Here is a 16,269-nt window from a genome sequence, read left to right on the forward strand (position 1 = left end):
CGACCCACACGGCTGCCGCGCTTCCCTGGACGGGGCGTGATGTCGTCGCTGTGGCTGATGGTGTTGATGGCTTTTTCGACGTTGGCCAATGCGGGCGAGGTCGACAACATGCGCCTGTGGGCGGCGCCGGATCATGCGCGCCTGGTCTTCGACCTATCGGCACCGACCCAGGCTAATGTCTTTACCCTGGATAACCCCGAACGTCTGGTGATCGATCTCGAGGACAGTCGTCTACAGGCCGATCCGGGGCGCCTGAATCTCGACGGGAGTGCCATCAGTGCCGTGCGCACCGGGGTGCGAGACGGCACTGGGTTACGTGTGGTACTGGATCTCGAGCGGCGGGTAGAGCCTCGTTATTTCACCCTGGCGCCCAACGACCAGTACGGTCATCGCCTGGTGGTGGATCTCGAATATCCTGGCGAGAGTGCCGTGGAAGATCCCATCGACCCGATCGAGGCAATGATTCGCGAGCAGGAAATCGCCGCTGCGCGAGCGCGCGCCGAAGGTCGGACCAGTGGTGAAGCAAGTGCCGCGGCCCAGGCCCTGCAACAGGCACAACCTCATCCCAAGCGTGACATCATCATCGCCGTCGATGCCGGTCACGGCGGTGAGGATCCCGGTGCCATCGGCCCTAGTGGCACTCGAGAGAAGGACGTGGTCATGGACATAAGCCGGCAACTGCAGCGCTTGATCAACGATACCGAGGGCTTCCGGGCGGTCATGATCCGTGATGGCGACTACTATGTGGGATTGCGTCAACGCACTCGGATCGCGCGCGAGCAGAAGGCCGACTTCTTCGTCTCCGTTCATGCGGATGCCTTCAACAGCCCTCGCCCCCAGGGCAGTTCGGTGTATGCCCTGTCGCAGAGCGGTGCTACCTCGGAGGCCGCCCAGTGGTTGGCGAACAGCGAAAACCGGGCCGACCTGATCGGTGGCGTGGATGGCAATCTGTCCTTGCGCGACAAGGACGAGGTGCTGCGCGGCGTGTTGATGGATCTGACCATGACCGCCACGCTCAACGATTCCCTGGCGATCGGTGGCCAGGTGCTGGACCAACTCGGTCGGGCCAACCGGCTTCACAAGTCGCGCGTCGAACAGGCCGGGTTCGTGGTGTTGAAATCACCAGACATTCCCTCCCTGCTGATCGAAACCGGCTTCATCTCCAATCCCGACGAGGAGCGGCGCCTGAATGATCCGACGCATCAGCGACGCCTGGCACAAGCCATCTTGAATGGGGTGTTGGCGCATTTCGAACGCAATCCGCCACCGGCCAGTCTATTGGCCTGGCAGCGTGATCGAGGGCGTGGTGGCAGCGGCAACGAATATCGTATCCAGCCCGGCGACACACTTTCCGAGATCGCCGCGCGCCATCAGGTGCCGCTGGGTCAGTTGAAGCAGGCCAACGAAATCAATAGTGACGTGATACGTGTTGGGCAGGTGTTGCGCATACCGAGATCCTAGCTGAAAGCTTGAAGTCGGAAGCTGGAAGATAAAACCTGGCTTCGAGCTTCGAGCTTCGAGCTTCGAGCTTCGAGCTTCGAGCTTCGAGCTTCGAGCTTCGAGCTTCTGGCTGACGCGGAGTGTTATGACAGATAAACGATGCATCCATATCCTCAACCCACGCCTGGCCAACCAGATCGCTGCCGGTGAGGTGGTCGAGCGCCCGGCATCGGTGCTCAAGGAATTGGTGGAGAATGCCATCGATGCTGGCAGTCGGCGAATCGAGATCGAGCTCGAGAACGGTGGTGCCCGTCTGATCCGAGTGCGTGACGATGGCTCGGGAATCGCCGAGGACGATCTACCGCTGGCTCTGTCGCGTCATGCCACCAGCAAGATCGAATCGCTGGAGGACCTGGAAGGCGTCGCTAGCCTGGGGTTTCGTGGCGAGGCGCTGGCTTCGATCAGCTCGGTATCGCGTCTGGAGCTGGTTTCCAATATCGAGGAGGACCCGCGCAGCGGCTGGCGAGTGGTGGCCGAAGGTCGCCAGATGGAGCCTCGGGTCAGCCCCGCTCCACACCCCCGCGGGACCTCGGTCAGCGTGCGTGATCTGTTCTTCAATACTCCAGCACGGCGCAAGTTCCTGCGTACCGAGAAGACCGAGTTCGGTCATGCGGAAGAGGCCTTTCGACGCCTGGCGCTGTCGCGCTATGACGTCGGCTGGACGTTGCGCCACAATCAGAAGACCCTGCATCAGTTGCGGGGAGCCGATGATGCGGCGGGCCGTGAGCGTCGTATCGCGGCGCTGCTGGGCGGTAAGTTTCTCGACAATGCCTTGCACCTCGATCTCGAGGCCAGCGGCTTACGACTGTGGGGTTGGGTAGGTCTACCCACGCATTCGCGGGCGCAGGCAGACCAGCAGTATTTCTTCGTCAATGGGCGAGTGGTGCGTGACCGCTTGGTGGCGCATGCGATTCGTCAAGCCTACCGCGACGTGCTTTTCCATGGTCGACACCCGGTCTTCGTGCTCTATCTGGAGGTCGACCCGACGGTGGTCGACGTCAATGTCCATCCCACCAAGCATGAAGTTCGCTTCCGTGACGGCCGCCTGGTGCATGATTTTCTGTTCTCCAGCTTGCATCGGGCGTTGGGCGAGGTACGCCCCAATGCCACGCCGCAGGATGCCGCACCAGATTCGTCTCCCGAGGCGCCTCGCGAGGCTCCGGAAGCTGCTGTCCAGCCGCGCTGGCAACAGCAACCCATGGCGCTGCGGCCATCGCAGGAGGGTAGCGATAGACTCCCCGGCGCCGATCGCGTCAGGCAGTTCATGGCCGGCTATCATGCGTTGCATCCCGATCACGAGGACACCTTGCTGACGCCGCAGCCGGCGACTCCCGGCGGTGGGGCAGCCGAGATTGCGCTGCATGAACGGCGCCAACACCAGGTCGAAGCGCCTGCTCGGGCACCCGAGCTAGGCGAGGACGATGCCACCCAGGCTCCGCCGCTGGGCTATGCCATCGCCCAATTGCATGGCGTTTATATTCTTTCCCAGACCGCTCGTGGTCTGGTGGTGGTCGATATGCACGCTGCTCACGAACGCATCACCTACGAGCGCATGAAGGCTCAGGTTCATGGTGGTGCGCTGGAGGCGCAGCCGCTGCTGGTGCCAGTATCGATGGCGGCCAGCTATTCGGAGGTCGCCACCGCCGAAGCCGAGCGTGAGGCTTTCGCCCGCCTGGGAGTGGAACTCGATGTGGCTGGCCCGGAAACCTTGCTGGTGCGACAGGTGCCGGCACTGCTGGCCGACGCCGATGTCGAACCGTTGATCCGTGACATGCTCGGCGATCTGGAGCGTTACGGACGCTCCGACCGATTGGAGGCGCGAATAAACGAATTGCTGTCGACCATGGCCTGCCATGGTAGCGTGCGGGCCAACCGCCGCTTGTCCATCACCGAGATGAACGCCTTGCTGCGTGACATGGAACGCACCGAGCGTAGCGGCCAGTGCAATCATGGTCGCCCGACCTGGACCGAGATGTCCATGCACGAACTCGACAAGTTGTTCCTTCGTGGCCAGTGATGGTGCCATGATCTGCGAGGATGCCGATGGCTGACGCTCGACCGCTGGCGATTCTGTTGATGGGCCCCACTGCGGCCGGCAAGACCGATCTGGCGATGGCGTTGCATGAGCGCCTGGGGTGTGAATTGATCAGTGTCGATTCGGCACTGATCTATCGTGGCATGGATATCGGAACCGCCAAGCCGGGTCCAGAGGAACTGGCTCGCGCTCCCCATCGTCTGATCGATATTCGTGACCCGTCCGAGGCATATTCGGCCGCGGATTTTCGCCAGGATGCCTTGTGCGAGATGCGGCAAATCACCGCAGGGGGGCGCACGCCACTGCTGGTTGGCGGCACCATGATGTATTACCAGCGCCTGCTCGCGGGGGTGGCCAATCTCCCTGCAGCCGATGCTGAAGTGCGTGCGGAGATCGAGTTCCAGGCCCAACAACAGGGGCTTGGCGCGTTGCACGACGAGCTGGCCAGGGTCGATCCCGAGTCGGCGGCACGGATTCATCCCAATGATCCGCAACGGCTGATGCGGGCATTGGAAGTGTATCGGGTCAGCGGGCGCTCAATGAGCGAACTGTGGCGGGAACAACGCCCTGAAACCTTCCCCTGGCGAACGCTGTCGATAGGAATGGCACCTTACGAGCGAAGTTGGTTGCATCGGCGTATCGCCGAGCGTTTCGAGCAAATGCTCGAAAAAGGTTTCATCGATGAGGTAGCCTCGTTGCGAGCGCGGGGCGACTTGGTTGTGGGCCTGCCATCGATGAAATGCGTGGGCTATCGCCAGGCGTGGGAATACCTGGAAGGTCGTTACGACATGGATACGCTACGTTACAAGGGAATCGTGGCGACGCGCCAGTTGGCCAAACGTCAGTTGACGTGGTTGCGTGGCTGGCGGGATCTCACGTGGGTCGATGCCCAACGCGGCGATGCACTCGATGAGGTCCTGAAAATCGTGCGCCAATGTGGCACTTAGCGTAAGATACTCCCTTCGCTTGGCGGGAATAGTCGAGCCGTTGACGAACCATGTGCCACTTGGTTGGCAAAAATAGAAAACATCAAGCAAAGAGACAGTTAGGGAGAGCAAAATGTCCAAAGGGCAGTCCCTTCAAGACCCGTATCTGAACATCCTGCGCAAGGAGCGCATTCCGGTGTCCATTTTCCTGGTCAACGGCATCAAGCTGCAGGGACAGATCGAATCCTTCGATCAGTTCGTCATTCTGCTGCGCAATACCGTTAGCCAGATGGTCTACAAGCACGCGATCTCGACGGTGGTTCCGTCGCGTAACGTGCGTCTACCGGCCCAGGATCCTGCCGCGGCGCAGGAAAGTTGATCATTGCGAGGTAGTGATTGTTTTTTGAACGTCCCGACGCCGGAGAAACGGCAGTCCTCGTCCATGTCGATTTCCAGGACGAAAAGGAACGCGAAGATCCGGGAGAATTCCTGGAACTGGTGCGTTCCGCCGGTGCTGAGCCGGCCACCCTGCTACAGGGTAGCCGGCATCGGCCTGATCCCCGCACTTTCATCGGCAGCGGCAAGCTCGAAGAACTGCAAGAGCTGTTAGCCGTCCATCATGCCGAGTTGGTGATTTTCAACCATGCCCTGAGCCCGTCACAGGAGCGCAATCTCGAACGCGCACTCAAGTGCCGGGTGCTGGATCGCACTGGCTTGATCCTGGATATCTTCGCCCAGCGGGCGCGTACCCATGAAGGGAAACTACAGGTCGAACTGGCGCAGCTCGAGTACATGTCCACGCGTCTGGTACGCGGCTGGACCCACCTTGAGCGCCAGAAGGGGGGTATCGGCTTGCGCGGTCCCGGGGAAACTCAGCTCGAGACCGACCGCCGTTTGCTGCGTGGACATATCAAGTCGATCCACAAGCGTCTCGATAAGGTACGCAGCCAGCGCAGCCAGAATCGTCGTGCGCGAGCCAGGGCGGAAGTCCCGAGTGTCTCGTTGGTAGGCTATACCAATGCCGGCAAGTCCACCCTGTTCAATGCCCTGACCGAGGCCGAAGTGTATGCCGCCGACCAGCTCTTCGCGACGCTGGATCCCACGCTGCGGCGCCTGGATGTCGAGGATGTCGGGCCGGTGGTGCTAGCCGATACCGTGGGCTTCATTCGCCATTTGCCGCACAAGCTGGTTGAGGCGTTCCAGGCCACGCTGCAAGAGGCGTCCGAGGCCAGCCTGCTGGTGCATGTGATCGATGCCGCCGATCCCGATCGCGACCTCAATGTGACGCAGGTGCAAACGGTGCTCGAGGAAATCGGTGCCGATGAGGTACCGACCTTGCGGGTGATGAACAAGATCGACCTGCTCGACAGTGCGCCACGCATCGAGCGTGATGGCGATGGCCGCCCCGAGGTGGTGTGGGTCTCCGCACAGCAAGGGGTGGGACTCGAACTGTTGTTCCAGGCGCTGTCGGAGTGCCTGGCCGAGGATGTGCTCGCGACGCGGCTGGCACTCGATCCCACACAGGGGCGCTTGCGAGCCGGCCTGCATGAATTAGGCGCCGTGCGTGATGAAACCTTCGACGAACACGGCCAGACGCTGTTGGATATCCGCCTGCCCAGGCGCGACTTCCTGCAGCTCTTGGCGCGATTGGGTGAAAACGCCAACGATTACCTGCCACCTGAGTATCGGGAGCGGCCGGTGTGGGAGTGAGCCAAAGACAGCGCAATTCGACTGCAACGTTGGTATAAGAAACATCGCAATCGATGCCACGGGACGCGATGACGTGTAGCCTACGTCATCGACGGCAACGGTTTTACTGCATATGCATAGTGGAGACGACGTATGGCTTGGAATGAGCCTGGTGGTGGCAATCAGCACGACCCCTGGAGCGGAGGTGGCCGACGCGGTGGAAGCGGCGGCGGGGGTGGTGGCAACAATCAAGGTGGGCCGCCCGACCTCGACGAAGCATTGAAGAAGTTTCAGGACAAGCTGAACCGGATGCTCGGCGGCGGTCGAGGCCGGCGTGGCGGTGGTGGCGGTAAAGGCGGTGGTCGTCGCAATACCTTCGCCTTGCCCGGGTTGCTGATCATCGTGGCGCTGGCAATCTGGGCAGCCTCCGGATTCTATCTGGTCGACCAGTCGGAGCGTGGGGTGGTGCTGCGCTTCGGTGAGTTCCAGCAGATAGTCACCCCGGGGCTGCACTGGAATCCTCCGCTGATCGACGATGTGCGCATGGTCAATGTGACGCGTGTGCGCTCGTTGACCCAGACTCAGTCGATGCTGACTCGTGACGAGAACATCGTCGAAGTCGAGATTTCGGTCCAGTATCAGGTGGCCAGCCCGCGTGACTTCGTGCTCAATGTGCGCGACCCGCAGTTGTCGGTCGAAAACGCGCTGGATTCCGCGCTGCGCCATGTGGTCGGGGGAACCGACATGATCGAGATCCTCACCTCTGGACGTGAAATTCTCGGCAGCACCGTGAACAGTCGTCTGCAGTCCTACCTGGACAGCTATGGCACCGGGCTGCGTCTGCAGACGATCAATATCGAATCCACCGCGCCGCCGAGAGCGGTACAGGATGCATTCGACGATGTGATTCGTGCCCGCGAGGATCGCCAGCGCACCATCAACCAAGCCATCGCCTACGCCAACGCCGTCATTCCGACCGCTCAAGGTCAGGCCCAGCGCCTGATCGAGCAGGGCCAGGGGTATCGCGAGTCGGTGGTGGCCGAGGCCCAGGGTCAGGCCAACCGCTTCAATTCGCTGCTTTCCGAATACCGCAATGCGCCCGGAATCATGCGTGAACGGCTGTACCTCGAGACCATCAGCGAGGTTTTCGGTGAAACGAACAAGGTGTTGATCGACGTTAGCGAAAATAGCCCGCTGATGTATCTGCCGCTGGATCAGTTGCGTCGCTCCAGTGGGTCAGGCCGTGGTGGCCAGGACTCCGACAACGCTTCCGACGACGCTTCCATCGACCCTCGCGTGCTCGAACGCGTGCGCAGTCAGCAGCAGGGCACTAGCAGTAGTGGTATCCGCAGGGAGGGCCGTCAATGATCAACAATCGTTCCTTGCTCATCGTCGGGGGGCTCGCCGCGGCTGCCTGGCTGGCCAGCAACAGTCTTTACATCGTCGACGAGACCGAACGTGCCGTGAAGTTGCGTTTCGGGGAAGTCATCGAGGAGAACATACAGGCGGGCTTGCACTTCAAGATTCCCATCACCCAGACGGTCCGCAAGTTCGATATTCGTGTGTTGACGTTGGATACCGATCCCAGTCGCTATCTGACGTTGGAGCAGAAGGCGGTGATCGTCGACTCCTTCGTTCAGTGGCAAGTGGTCAACCCGACGCGTTACTACGAGGCGACGGCGGGTGACGAGATGATAGCGGTACGCCTGATTCAGCCGCGTGTCGACGAGAGCCTGCGTAATGAGTTCGGTCGCTTGAACCTGCAGCAGATCATTTCCGAGCGTCGCGACGAATTGATGACCGGCCCGACTCAGGAGCTCGATCGCTTACTGCGCGATGAACTGGGGGTGTCGATCCTCGATATCCGCGTCAAGCAGATCGATCTGCCCGAGGACGTCTCCCAGGCGGTATACGATCGGATGCGTTCCGAGCGCGAGCGCGAGGCTCGCGAATGGCGCGCCCAGGGCCAAGAGGAAGCCGAGCGCATTCGCGCCAATGCCGATCGCCGCCGCCAGGTGCTGCTGGCACAGGCGAGCGAACGTGCCGAGACCCTGCGCGGTGAAGGTGATGCCGCGGCCGCGGCCATCTATTCCCAGGCCTATGGACAGGACGAGGAGTTCTTCTCGTTCTGGCGCAGCCTGAAGGCCTACCGGGATAGCTTCTCGGGAGACGGCAACATGCTGGTGCTGGAACCCTCCAGCGACTTCTTCCGTTATCTCAATAACGCCCAGCCACCGTCCGAGGGTCCGAGGATGGCGGGTGATGGGACGGAGTGATCCTGGAATGGCGCCCCGGGGTTCACCCCGGGGCCAAACATGATAAACTCCATCAACCGGGCGTGGCCCGGTTTTTTTGTGGAGGAAATATGACCATCGCTGACCGCTGGTTACTCCCCGATGGCATGGACGAAGTGCTACCGCCCCAGGCGGCACGCATGGAAGAGCTGCGCCGAGCGCTGCTCGACCACTATCACCGCTGGGGATATGACCAGGTCATGCCGCCTCCGGTGGAGTTTCTCGATTCGCTGCTGACCGGTACTGGCACCGATCTCGAACTGCAGACGTTCAAGCTCACCGACCAGCTCACCGGTCGCTTGATGGGCGTCAGCGCCGACGTGACACCGCAGGTGGCGCGCATGGATGCCCATTCGCTGAAGCGCCAAGGACCGGTACGGCTTTGTTACTGCACGACCGTGTTGCGCGCAAAGGCCGACCAGTATCAAGGTGGGCGAAGTCCGGTCCAGGTAGGGGTCGAGCTGTTCGGACATGCCGGTCAGCAGGCCGACCTGGAGATACTGCACTTGGCCCTGTCGAGTCTGATGGTCGCCGGTGCGCAGGAAATTCACCTGGCATTGGGACAGATCGGCATCTATCGCAGCCTGGTCCAGGCGGCCGAGCTCGATCCCGAGCAGGAACGCGCTATATTTGACGCCTTGGAACTGAAGTCTCCCGGTGAATTGTCTCTCCGCGTCGCCGAAGGTGTGCAGGATCCGGGACTGGCCGAGATGTTTCGCGCCTTGGTCGAGTTGCATGGCGGAGAAGACGTGTTGACGAGGGCTCGCGAGGTCTTTGCCGAGGCTCCCGCCGCGGTAGGTGCCGCCCTGGATCAGTTGGAGGCGTTGAGCGCTGGTGTGAAGGCTGCCTATCCCGAGGTCGAGCTCTATTATGACCTGGCCGAGCTGCGCGGCTATCAGTACCACACCGGGATGATGTTCGCCGCCTATGTGCCAGGCTATGGGCAGGCACTGGCCAAGGGGGGGCGCTATGATGATACCGGGCGTGCCTTTGGGCGTGCCCGACCGGCCACAGGGTTTTCCATGGATCTCAAGCTATTGGCTTCGCTGTCTGTGGAAGAGCCGTCCTGCGATGGGATTTGGGCGCCCTTTGACGAGGCGCCGGAGTTGGCCGAAACGGTGGCTTCGCTGCGCGGTGCCGGCGAGCGGGTGGTGCAGGCTTTGCCGGGACAGCGCACTGGCCCGAAAGAACACCGCTGCAATCGCCGCCTCGTTCAGCAGGAGGGGCAGTGGCGCGTGGTGTCCCTGGAATGAACGGGTGAGGCAGCCGAGCCTCGCGGAAATAGCGTGCGTGACCGAGCAGTCACGGACGACGATCAATGTTTTGCAGCGCTGACGCAAGAGACGAGACCAATGGGCAAGAACGTAGTCGTACTGGGCACCCAGTGGGGTGATGAAGGCAAGGGCAAGGTCGTCGACCTGCTCACGGAATCAGCCGCCGCCGTGGTGCGCTTTCAGGGAGGGCACAATGCCGGCCATACCCTGGTCATCGACGGTGAGAAGACCGTCCTGCATCTGATTCCCTCCGGTATCCTGCGTGCCGACAAGACTTGCGTGATCGGCAACGGTGTCGTGCTGTCGCCGGAGGCTCTGATCAAGGAGATTCGCGAGCTGGAAGCCAAGGGCGTGCCAGTGCGGGAACGGTTGCGCCTGTCTCCGGCCTGTCCGTTGATCCTTGCCTATCATGTGCGCCTCGACCAAGCACGCGAGAAGGCCCGTGGCGTGGCCAAGATCGGCACCACCGGCCGCGGCATCGGCCCGGCCTACGAGGACAAGGTCGCACGCCGCGGCCTACGCCTGGGCGATCTCCTGCATCGCGAGCGATTCGCATCCAAGCTCGGCGAGGTGCTTGATTACCACAACTTCGTGTTGACGCAGTATCACGGCGAGGCGCCGGTGGACTTCCAGCAGGTACTCGACGAAGCCATGGAGATGGCCGAGGAGCTGCGCCCCATGGTCTGCGATACTGTCAGCCTGGTGCACGACTTGCGCAAGGCCGGCGAGAATATCCTCTTCGAAGGGGCTCAAGGCTCGCTGTTGGATATCGACCACGGCACTTACCCTTTCGTCACCAGCTCCAACACCACGGCAGGTGGTACCGCCACCGGTTCCGGAGTCGGGCCGTTGTATCTCGACTATGTGCTGGGCATTACCAAGGCTTATACCACCCGCGTTGGTTCCGGTCCGTTCCCTACCGAGTTGTTCGATGAGTTTGGTCGCCATCTGGCCGAGCGGGGGCACGAGTTCGGCGCCACAACCGGTCGTCCACGTCGTTGTGGCTGGTTCGATGCCGTGGCCCTGCGTCATGCCGTGCAGATCAACTCGGTATCCGGCCTGTGCCTGACCAAGCTCGATGTGCTCGATGGCCTGGAAAACATTCGTGTCTGTGTCGGGTACCGCAGCAAGGACGGCGAGGTGTTGGACACCCCGGTGGATTCCGAGGGCTACGAAGCCATCGAGCCGCTCTATCAGGACCTTCCGGGCTGGAGAGAGTCGACCTTGGGCGTGAAGCGTGTCGAGGACCTGCCGGCTAATGCCCGCTCCTACATCAGCTTCCTCGAGGAGCAGGTGGGCACCTCGATCGACATTATTTCCACGGGGCCGGACCGCGTCGAGACGATCGTCCTGCGCAATCCGTTCGATAGCTGACGGGACCTGAGGAACCACTTGCACGAGCCGGCGTAACGCCGGCTCGTTCGTTTGTGCCGCTGATCTCAAGAGCCGGGAGAAGCGACTGCCACTTCACTGGCGGCTTTCACGGCACTATCGTCGGTGAGCAACTGTCGCAGGGTCTGTAGGGCGAGTTGGCTCTCGCCCTGGATGACGTCATCCAACCACAACAGGGCCTGTTCGCGGTTGGCGCTCTCCAGGCCGTTGGCCGACAGGTAGGCCTCGGCGAGTGCCAGGCGCGCACTGGAATGACCCTGAGTCGCGGCCTGGAAAAGATAGTCGGCCCCCTGCTGACGGTTGGGCTCCAGGATCTCTCCTCGTAGATATTCACGTCCCAAGGTGGCCTGGGCGCTGGCATCGCCCTGTTCGGCGGCATCACGCAGCAGTTGATGGCCACGTTCGATATCTTGGGCGATGGCACCCTCGCCGCGAAGCAGGGCTCGCCCCAGGCTGGCCCTTGAGGACAGGTTGCCGGCTTCGCTGGCTTGGGTGAACCAACGTTCGGCCTGCTCGGCGTCCTGGGGTACGCCGTTGCCTTCTTGATAGGCCTGGCCGAGCAGGTGAGCGGCATGAGGGTTGCCGGCCTCGGCGGCGCCAACCAAATAGTCGAGCCCCTGCTCCACGTTCCGCTCGACGTGCTCACCCGTCAGGTATGCCTCGCCGAGCGTCAGTTTCGCTCCTTCATGGCCGTTGGCGGCGGCTTGTTGCAGCAGTGTCAGGCCGCGTTCAGGATTTGCTGCCGTCAGGCGGCCCTCGAGCAGTATCTCGCCGAGATCGGCGCGAGCCCCGGCATGTCCGTCGGCGACGGCGGCTTCCAGGTAATCGACTGCCTGGGCGGGGTTGGGGCCTTCCAGATACAGACGGCCAAGGCTGGCGGATGCCCCGGCATGTCCTTCGCGATGGGCCCGTTCCAGCCAGATCCTGGCCTGTTCAGGATTGCGCTCGACACCGGCGCCCTCCAGATAGGCGCGTCCCAGGTCGGCCATGGCGGCCGTGTCGCCATCTTCGGCGGCTTCGGCCAGGGCTCGGATATCGCCACGGGCGCCTTGTTCGCGCTGGGTGCGTGTCAGAGCCTCCCGCGCCGAAGGGTGACCGGCCTGGTCGGCTCTTTCCAGCCAGAACTGCGATTCGGCCAGGTCCTGGGGCACCCCCTTGCCTTCGCGGTAGGCGCGCCCCAGCACGACCATGGCATAGCTGTCACCCTGGCGGGCGGCTTCTTCGAGCAAGGCCAATCCCTGAGAAGGGTGTTGCTCGAGCAGTGGGCCATCGAGATAGGCTTCGCCAAGTACGGTCATGGCAGTGATATCGCCGGCCTCCACCGCTTTTTGCAGTAGCGCTTCGGCTTGTGTCGGTTCGTAAGCCAGAACTTCGCCCTCGAGATAGGCTTCGCCGAGTTCGCGCATGGCCGATGTTTGCCCCTGGTCAGCGGCTTGTTGCAGAAGGTCCACGGCGCGAACCGGGTCGGAAGAGATACCGCGGCCTTCCAGGTAGACACTGCCCAGTTGTGCCGTCGCATAGGGATGGCCGAGCTCATGACCGCGCTGCAGATAGTCGATGGCCAGCAGGGGTTGGGTCGGTATGTGCTCGCCACTGAGGTAGACCTCGCCCAGCGCTGCTAGAGCCAGTGCGTCATCCTGTTGAGCCGCTTGCTCGAGCAGGGCGATGCCGCGCTGAGGGTTGGTAGGGAGTAGCGATTCGCTATCCAGGTAGGCCCGGCCTAAGGTTGTCATTGCCTCGGCGGAGCCCTCAGAGACAGCCGTCTGCAGCCATTGTTCGGCCCGAATGGGGTCGGGGCGTACGTTGCCTTCGCCGAGCAAGGCCTTACCCAGCAGGGCCATGGCTTCGATATCGCCGTTGTTGGCGGCCCGTTTCAGCAGATCGAGGCCGCGTTGCGGGTCGTTGGAGGTCAGCAGAGCGCGTCCAGCGTCGCGAATCGCCGCAGGGTCGCCGGCCTCGGCGGCATGAAGCAACCAGCGCAGTTGACGTTCCGGCTGGTGGCCGAGCAAGCCATCCTCGGCGTAGAGCCGTGCCAGGTCCCTCATGGCGTCCACGTCGCCTTTTGCGGCTTGTTCTGCCATGGCGTTGGCATAATGCTGCGCATAGGTATTGGCGCGTGCGGGGTCTTCTGTCAGCCAGCCACCCGGTTGGTACCCTTTGGCAAGTTCGAGCAGGGGGCGAGTATGTCCCTGCTCCGCAGCCTGCTGGTAGAGTTTGGCGGCCAGTTCCGGGTCAGCATTGACGTTGTCGCCACCGGTCACCAACAGATCGGCGAGCATCAGCTTGGCATCGCGATCGACTTGCTCATCGACTGCTTGACGAAGCAGGTGATAGGCCAGCACGTCGTTGCGTTCCACACCGTCGCCTTCCCGAAATAGCTTGGCCAGGTTCAGGGAGGCATGTCCCCGGATCGAGGAGGGCTGACTGATGGCTTTGCTATAGAGCCTCGCTGCCTCGCGGGTATTGCGCTCGACTCCCTGACCATTCTCGTAGAGTTTGGCCATTTCATAGTAGGCGGGAGGATTGTTGCCCCAGGCCATCGCCGATTCCAGCCGTTCAATGGCTTCCGCATAGTTGCCGGCCTCGATGGCCCCCTGGGCTCTGTTCACGCTATCCCAGTCTATTTTGGGGGACAGGCCGTCAGCGAACCACGCCTGATATTGGCTGGGGACGGGGACGGTGGCATGTTTCCCCTCGGGCTGTCCTCCGGATTGCCCTCCTGTGGCGCAGCCGCCGAGCCAGAGCAGCAGCGTGGCGGTCACCAACCATCCTCGGTATGACCCAACACGCAGTGTGGAGATCGCGGTTTTCGATGTGTTCATAGGTTTGCCTTGACGTGATTGAGATTTGGTCTCCGATATCGGTTCGGGGTCGTTACCTTCCATCAGTTCGCGGAGATCCCCTCGAATGCGGCCGCCTCTTTTTTCTCCTCATCCAGGACGACATGCTGCTGCACCTCGGGGTCCATGAAATACAGCGTTATGTAGCCGCCGGCGCTGCGGTTGTAGATTGGACGGTGCCTTTCCAGGAAGTCGGCGATTCGTGGATTGTCGAAGCGCGATTGATAGATCTCCATCCAGGAGAAGTACTGTTCGTCCTTGAGAAATCCCAAGTACTGCTCGCGGGGTGCCATATCACCGAGCTGAGTCCGATCCGCGAGGATTTTCATGGCAAAGTCGACGGCATCGTGTATGGAGTGACCGTCGATTTGGAGGTTGAAGATGTCATAGCCTTGGCGGGCGATGACCTGCATGTTGGTGATCAGATACAGCAGTGCATAGTTCTGATAGTGCGTGGCACGGCGCCCGCGCTTCACTTCGAGTGGAAAAGCCCCTTCCTCGGTCATGTCGTGTAGGGCAGAGTAGATGGCGCTGACCCCGAAGCGGAACAGCTCATCGTCCTCGGTGAGAACACCTACCATGCTGGCGTAGAGCGCGCGCCGATAGAAATGGTTGTTGCAACAGCTGTTTTCTTCCAGACCAGGAATAGCGACATGCTTGTGCGATAGCCGATTGAGCCAATTCTCGATTCGTTCGCGCTCCTCTTGCATACCTTCGATGTCCGGGCGAATCATCGAATAGGCCATGGCTGCCGCGAAGATCATCGATTCGGTGGAGAACCAGGCCTGAGGCTGGCTCGTGTCGTAGAAGAAATCCATCAGGGCATCGTCTCTGGCCCAATGATCGAGAAAGCTGATCAGGCACTCGGCGTAATAGGGGTCATCACTGGCGATATAGGCTCCGGCCAGCTCGGAGACGACATCCTCGAACTGGAATAGCGGTTCCGAAGCCAACTCCCACGCCTCTGGATTGGGGTAATAGCCGGGAATGCGCAGACGAGTGGTGATAGGAGGAATCTCCATCACTTGTCGACAGCTCGGCCCCTGCTTCAGCCGATCGAGTTCTTGCAGCAAGATGGAATTGTTGGTTTCACGCAGCAGCGCCTTGCGCTCGTCGACATCGAAATAGGAAGCATCCGGTGCTGTCACCCGGTATTCGGAGAGATCCAGCTTTTCTCGTTCCTCCACGGACATGGCATGGGCCGGTGACGCTGTGGCAAGCAGGCACCCCAGGCTCACCGCCAGTAAGAGGCGGAGACCGGTCGAGGAGGAAAATACGCCTGACAATCCCATGAGTGTCGCTCTCCTGTTTGGCGTCATGCAAAGGCGCCACGCAGCGTGGACGCGTATCATTGAGTCGGTGCGTAGAAGCGGAATGCGGCGAAATCGACACTCTGGTCTCGCGGCGTCCGCCATTCGGAACCATCACCGCCAAAGAAGGTGGAGAACATCAGGCCATCGATTCTGACGTCATCCGTCGTCCGATAGACAATGCCGTTTTGTTCGAGAATCGGTTGGCCGTCGATCCACACCCGTGCCACACCGTCTTCCTGGCCGGGAGTATTGAGGATGACTTCCTGTTCGACGGTGACCCAGCGTCCCGGCGGGAAATGCCACAGTCCCCGCCCCACCGAGCTGCCATATTTGTCGTCCTGGTTGACCACGTATTCGTAGAGCTCCCCCTGACCATCCTCGCGCCACATGAAGCGCATCGAGAAACCGTTTTCACCATTGGCATTGGTCCCGCCACTGGGGGCTTCGCCACCATAGAGCCCCGGTAGCTTGCCACCCTTGACGAAATCGAAACCCGACTCGAAACGTACCCGGTATTGCAGGCATCCCCGGTCACTGGACATGAGAGCGGCTTCCTCGGCGTAGAAACCGGCGCCTCCCTTTTCGGTATCGCCAGGTGAAGAGGTACCTTCCGGGTAGTGCACCCGCAGGCCTGGCTCATTGAGGCCGGTGGCGCTGGGCGAGAGGATTTCCACATTCTCTTCGGTTCCCCAATCGCGCTTGGTGCCAAAGCCTTGGCGTACCGCGTCCTTGGGCGTTTCGCTGCCCATGGCCGGTGCCGGGTTGGCGACCAGCGGATAACGCTGTGAGCAGGGCGCCTCTTGAGGCACGGTCAAGGAATCGTTGTCTATCGTGTCGGCTTGTACCGTGGTCCCGACCATTCCCACGATGGGGGCTGTCACGAGCAGGGTAGCGACGGCCAGGCTCATGCGGGAACGCAATGACGATATCGCGAATGGCTGTCGGGGCATGGGACTCTCCTTGACATGTTGCGGCGTGGTCTCGCCGCGAGTGTATTCTTGATCGG

Annotated in this window: 12 protein-coding genes; 9 read left to right on the forward strand and 3 right to left on the reverse strand. The window is 61.5% G+C overall.

All coding sequences use genetic code 11. The annotated features are described in order from the left end of the window. Positions 1 to 39: 39 nt before the first annotated feature. The 9 genes from IE093_RS11685 (at position 40) to IE093_RS11725 (ending at position 11,092) form a co-directional block, all read left to right on the forward strand. Positions 40 to 1,461 carry an N-acetylmuramoyl-L-alanine amidase gene (locus IE093_RS11685; protein ID WP_189469545.1) on the forward strand — a complete coding sequence of 474 codons (1,422 nt, stop codon included), beginning with the start codon at positions 40 to 42 and terminating at the stop codon, positions 1,459 to 1,461. Positions 1,462 to 1,585: 124 nt separating this feature from the next. Further along, positions 1,586 to 3,517, forward strand: coding sequence for a DNA mismatch repair endonuclease MutL (gene mutL / locus IE093_RS11690; RefSeq protein ID WP_189469371.1), 1,932 nt, complete (start codon positions 1,586 to 1,588; stop codon positions 3,515 to 3,517). A gap of 26 nt (positions 3,518 to 3,543) precedes the next feature. After that, positions 3,544 to 4,482 (forward strand): tRNA (adenosine(37)-N6)-dimethylallyltransferase MiaA, encoded by a 939-nt coding sequence (gene miaA, locus IE093_RS11695; RefSeq protein ID WP_189469373.1) that lies wholly within the window; start codon positions 3,544 to 3,546, stop codon positions 4,480 to 4,482. 112 nt (positions 4,483 to 4,594) lie between these two features. Continuing rightward, positions 4,595 to 4,840 carry an RNA chaperone Hfq gene (gene hfq / locus IE093_RS11700; protein ID WP_076747124.1) on the forward strand — a complete coding sequence of 82 codons (246 nt, stop codon included), beginning with the start codon at positions 4,595 to 4,597 and terminating at the stop codon, positions 4,838 to 4,840. A 17-nt stretch (positions 4,841 to 4,857) separates the two neighbouring features. Then, positions 4,858 to 6,171 carry a ribosome rescue GTPase HflX gene (gene hflX, locus IE093_RS11705; RefSeq protein WP_189469375.1) on the forward strand — a complete coding sequence of 438 codons (1,314 nt, stop codon included), beginning with the start codon at positions 4,858 to 4,860 and terminating at the stop codon, positions 6,169 to 6,171. A 132-nt stretch (positions 6,172 to 6,303) separates the two neighbouring features. Then, positions 6,304 to 7,518, forward strand: coding sequence for an FtsH protease activity modulator HflK (gene hflK / locus IE093_RS11710; RefSeq protein ID WP_189469377.1), 1,215 nt, complete (start codon positions 6,304 to 6,306; stop codon positions 7,516 to 7,518). Continuing rightward, a complete protein-coding gene (gene hflC / locus IE093_RS11715; protein WP_189469379.1) occupies positions 7,515 to 8,426 on the forward strand; it encodes a protease modulator HflC in 912 nt (303 codons plus the stop codon). Before hflK ends, hflC begins: the two co-directional genes overlap by 4 nt. Positions 8,427 to 8,515: 89 nt before the next feature. Next, a complete protein-coding gene (locus tag IE093_RS11720) occupies positions 8,516 to 9,697 on the forward strand; it encodes an ATP phosphoribosyltransferase regulatory subunit (protein WP_189469381.1) in 1,182 nt (393 codons plus the stop codon). A 99-nt stretch (positions 9,698 to 9,796) separates the two neighbouring features. Continuing rightward, positions 9,797 to 11,092, forward strand: coding sequence for an adenylosuccinate synthase (locus IE093_RS11725; RefSeq protein WP_189469383.1), 1,296 nt, complete (start codon positions 9,797 to 9,799; stop codon positions 11,090 to 11,092). A gap of 65 nt (positions 11,093 to 11,157) precedes the next feature. Here the strand turns inward: IE093_RS11725 and IE093_RS11730 are convergent, their stop codons facing one another. From IE093_RS11730 to IE093_RS11740, 3 genes are all read right to left on the reverse strand, one after another. Beyond that, positions 11,158 to 13,719, reverse strand: coding sequence for a tetratricopeptide repeat protein (locus IE093_RS11730; RefSeq protein ID WP_229803505.1), 2,562 nt, complete (start codon positions 13,717 to 13,719; stop codon positions 11,158 to 11,160). Positions 13,720 to 13,994: 275 nt separating this feature from the next. Further along, the gene (locus IE093_RS11735) at positions 13,995 to 15,242 is read right to left on the reverse strand and encodes an alginate lyase family protein (protein ID WP_229803507.1); all 1,248 of its coding nucleotides are present in this window, start codon (positions 15,240 to 15,242) and stop codon (positions 13,995 to 13,997) included. Between the two features lie 56 nt (positions 15,243 to 15,298). Next, positions 15,299 to 16,213: a polysaccharide lyase gene (locus IE093_RS11740; protein ID WP_189469388.1), complete on the reverse strand. Its 915-nt coding sequence runs from the start codon at positions 16,211 to 16,213 to the stop codon at positions 15,299 to 15,301. Between the last annotated feature and the right edge of the window lie 56 nt (positions 16,214 to 16,269).

Source organism: Litchfieldella qijiaojingensis (assembly GCF_014651875.1).
Classification (GTDB): Bacteria; Pseudomonadota; Gammaproteobacteria; order Pseudomonadales; family Halomonadaceae; genus Litchfieldella; species Litchfieldella qijiaojingensis.

Coding starts and splice junctions, on each gene's coding strand:
- IE093_RS11685 (WP_189469545.1), top strand. CDS start 40: ATGTCGTCGCTGTGGCTGATGGTGTTGATGGCTTTTTCGACGTTGGCC.
- mutL (WP_189469371.1), top strand. CDS start 1,586: ATGACAGATAAACGATGCATCCATATCCTCAACCCACGCCTGGCCAAC.
- miaA (WP_189469373.1), top strand. CDS start 3,544: ATGGCTGACGCTCGACCGCTGGCGATTCTGTTGATGGGCCCCACTGCG.
- hfq (WP_076747124.1), top strand. CDS start 4,595: ATGTCCAAAGGGCAGTCCCTTCAAGACCCGTATCTGAACATCCTGCGC.
- hflK (WP_189469377.1), top strand. CDS start 6,304: ATGGCTTGGAATGAGCCTGGTGGTGGCAATCAGCACGACCCCTGGAGC.
- hflC (WP_189469379.1), top strand. CDS start 7,515: ATGATCAACAATCGTTCCTTGCTCATCGTCGGGGGGCTCGCCGCGGCT.
- IE093_RS11720 (WP_189469381.1), top strand. CDS start 8,516: ATGACCATCGCTGACCGCTGGTTACTCCCCGATGGCATGGACGAAGTG.
- IE093_RS11725 (WP_189469383.1), top strand. CDS start 9,797: ATGGGCAAGAACGTAGTCGTACTGGGCACCCAGTGGGGTGATGAAGGC.
- IE093_RS11735 (WP_229803507.1), bottom strand. CDS start 15,242: ATGGGATTGTCAGGCGTATTTTCCTCCTCGACCGGTCTCCGCCTCTTA.
- IE093_RS11740 (WP_189469388.1), bottom strand. CDS start 16,213: ATGCCCCGACAGCCATTCGCGATATCGTCATTGCGTTCCCGCATGAGC.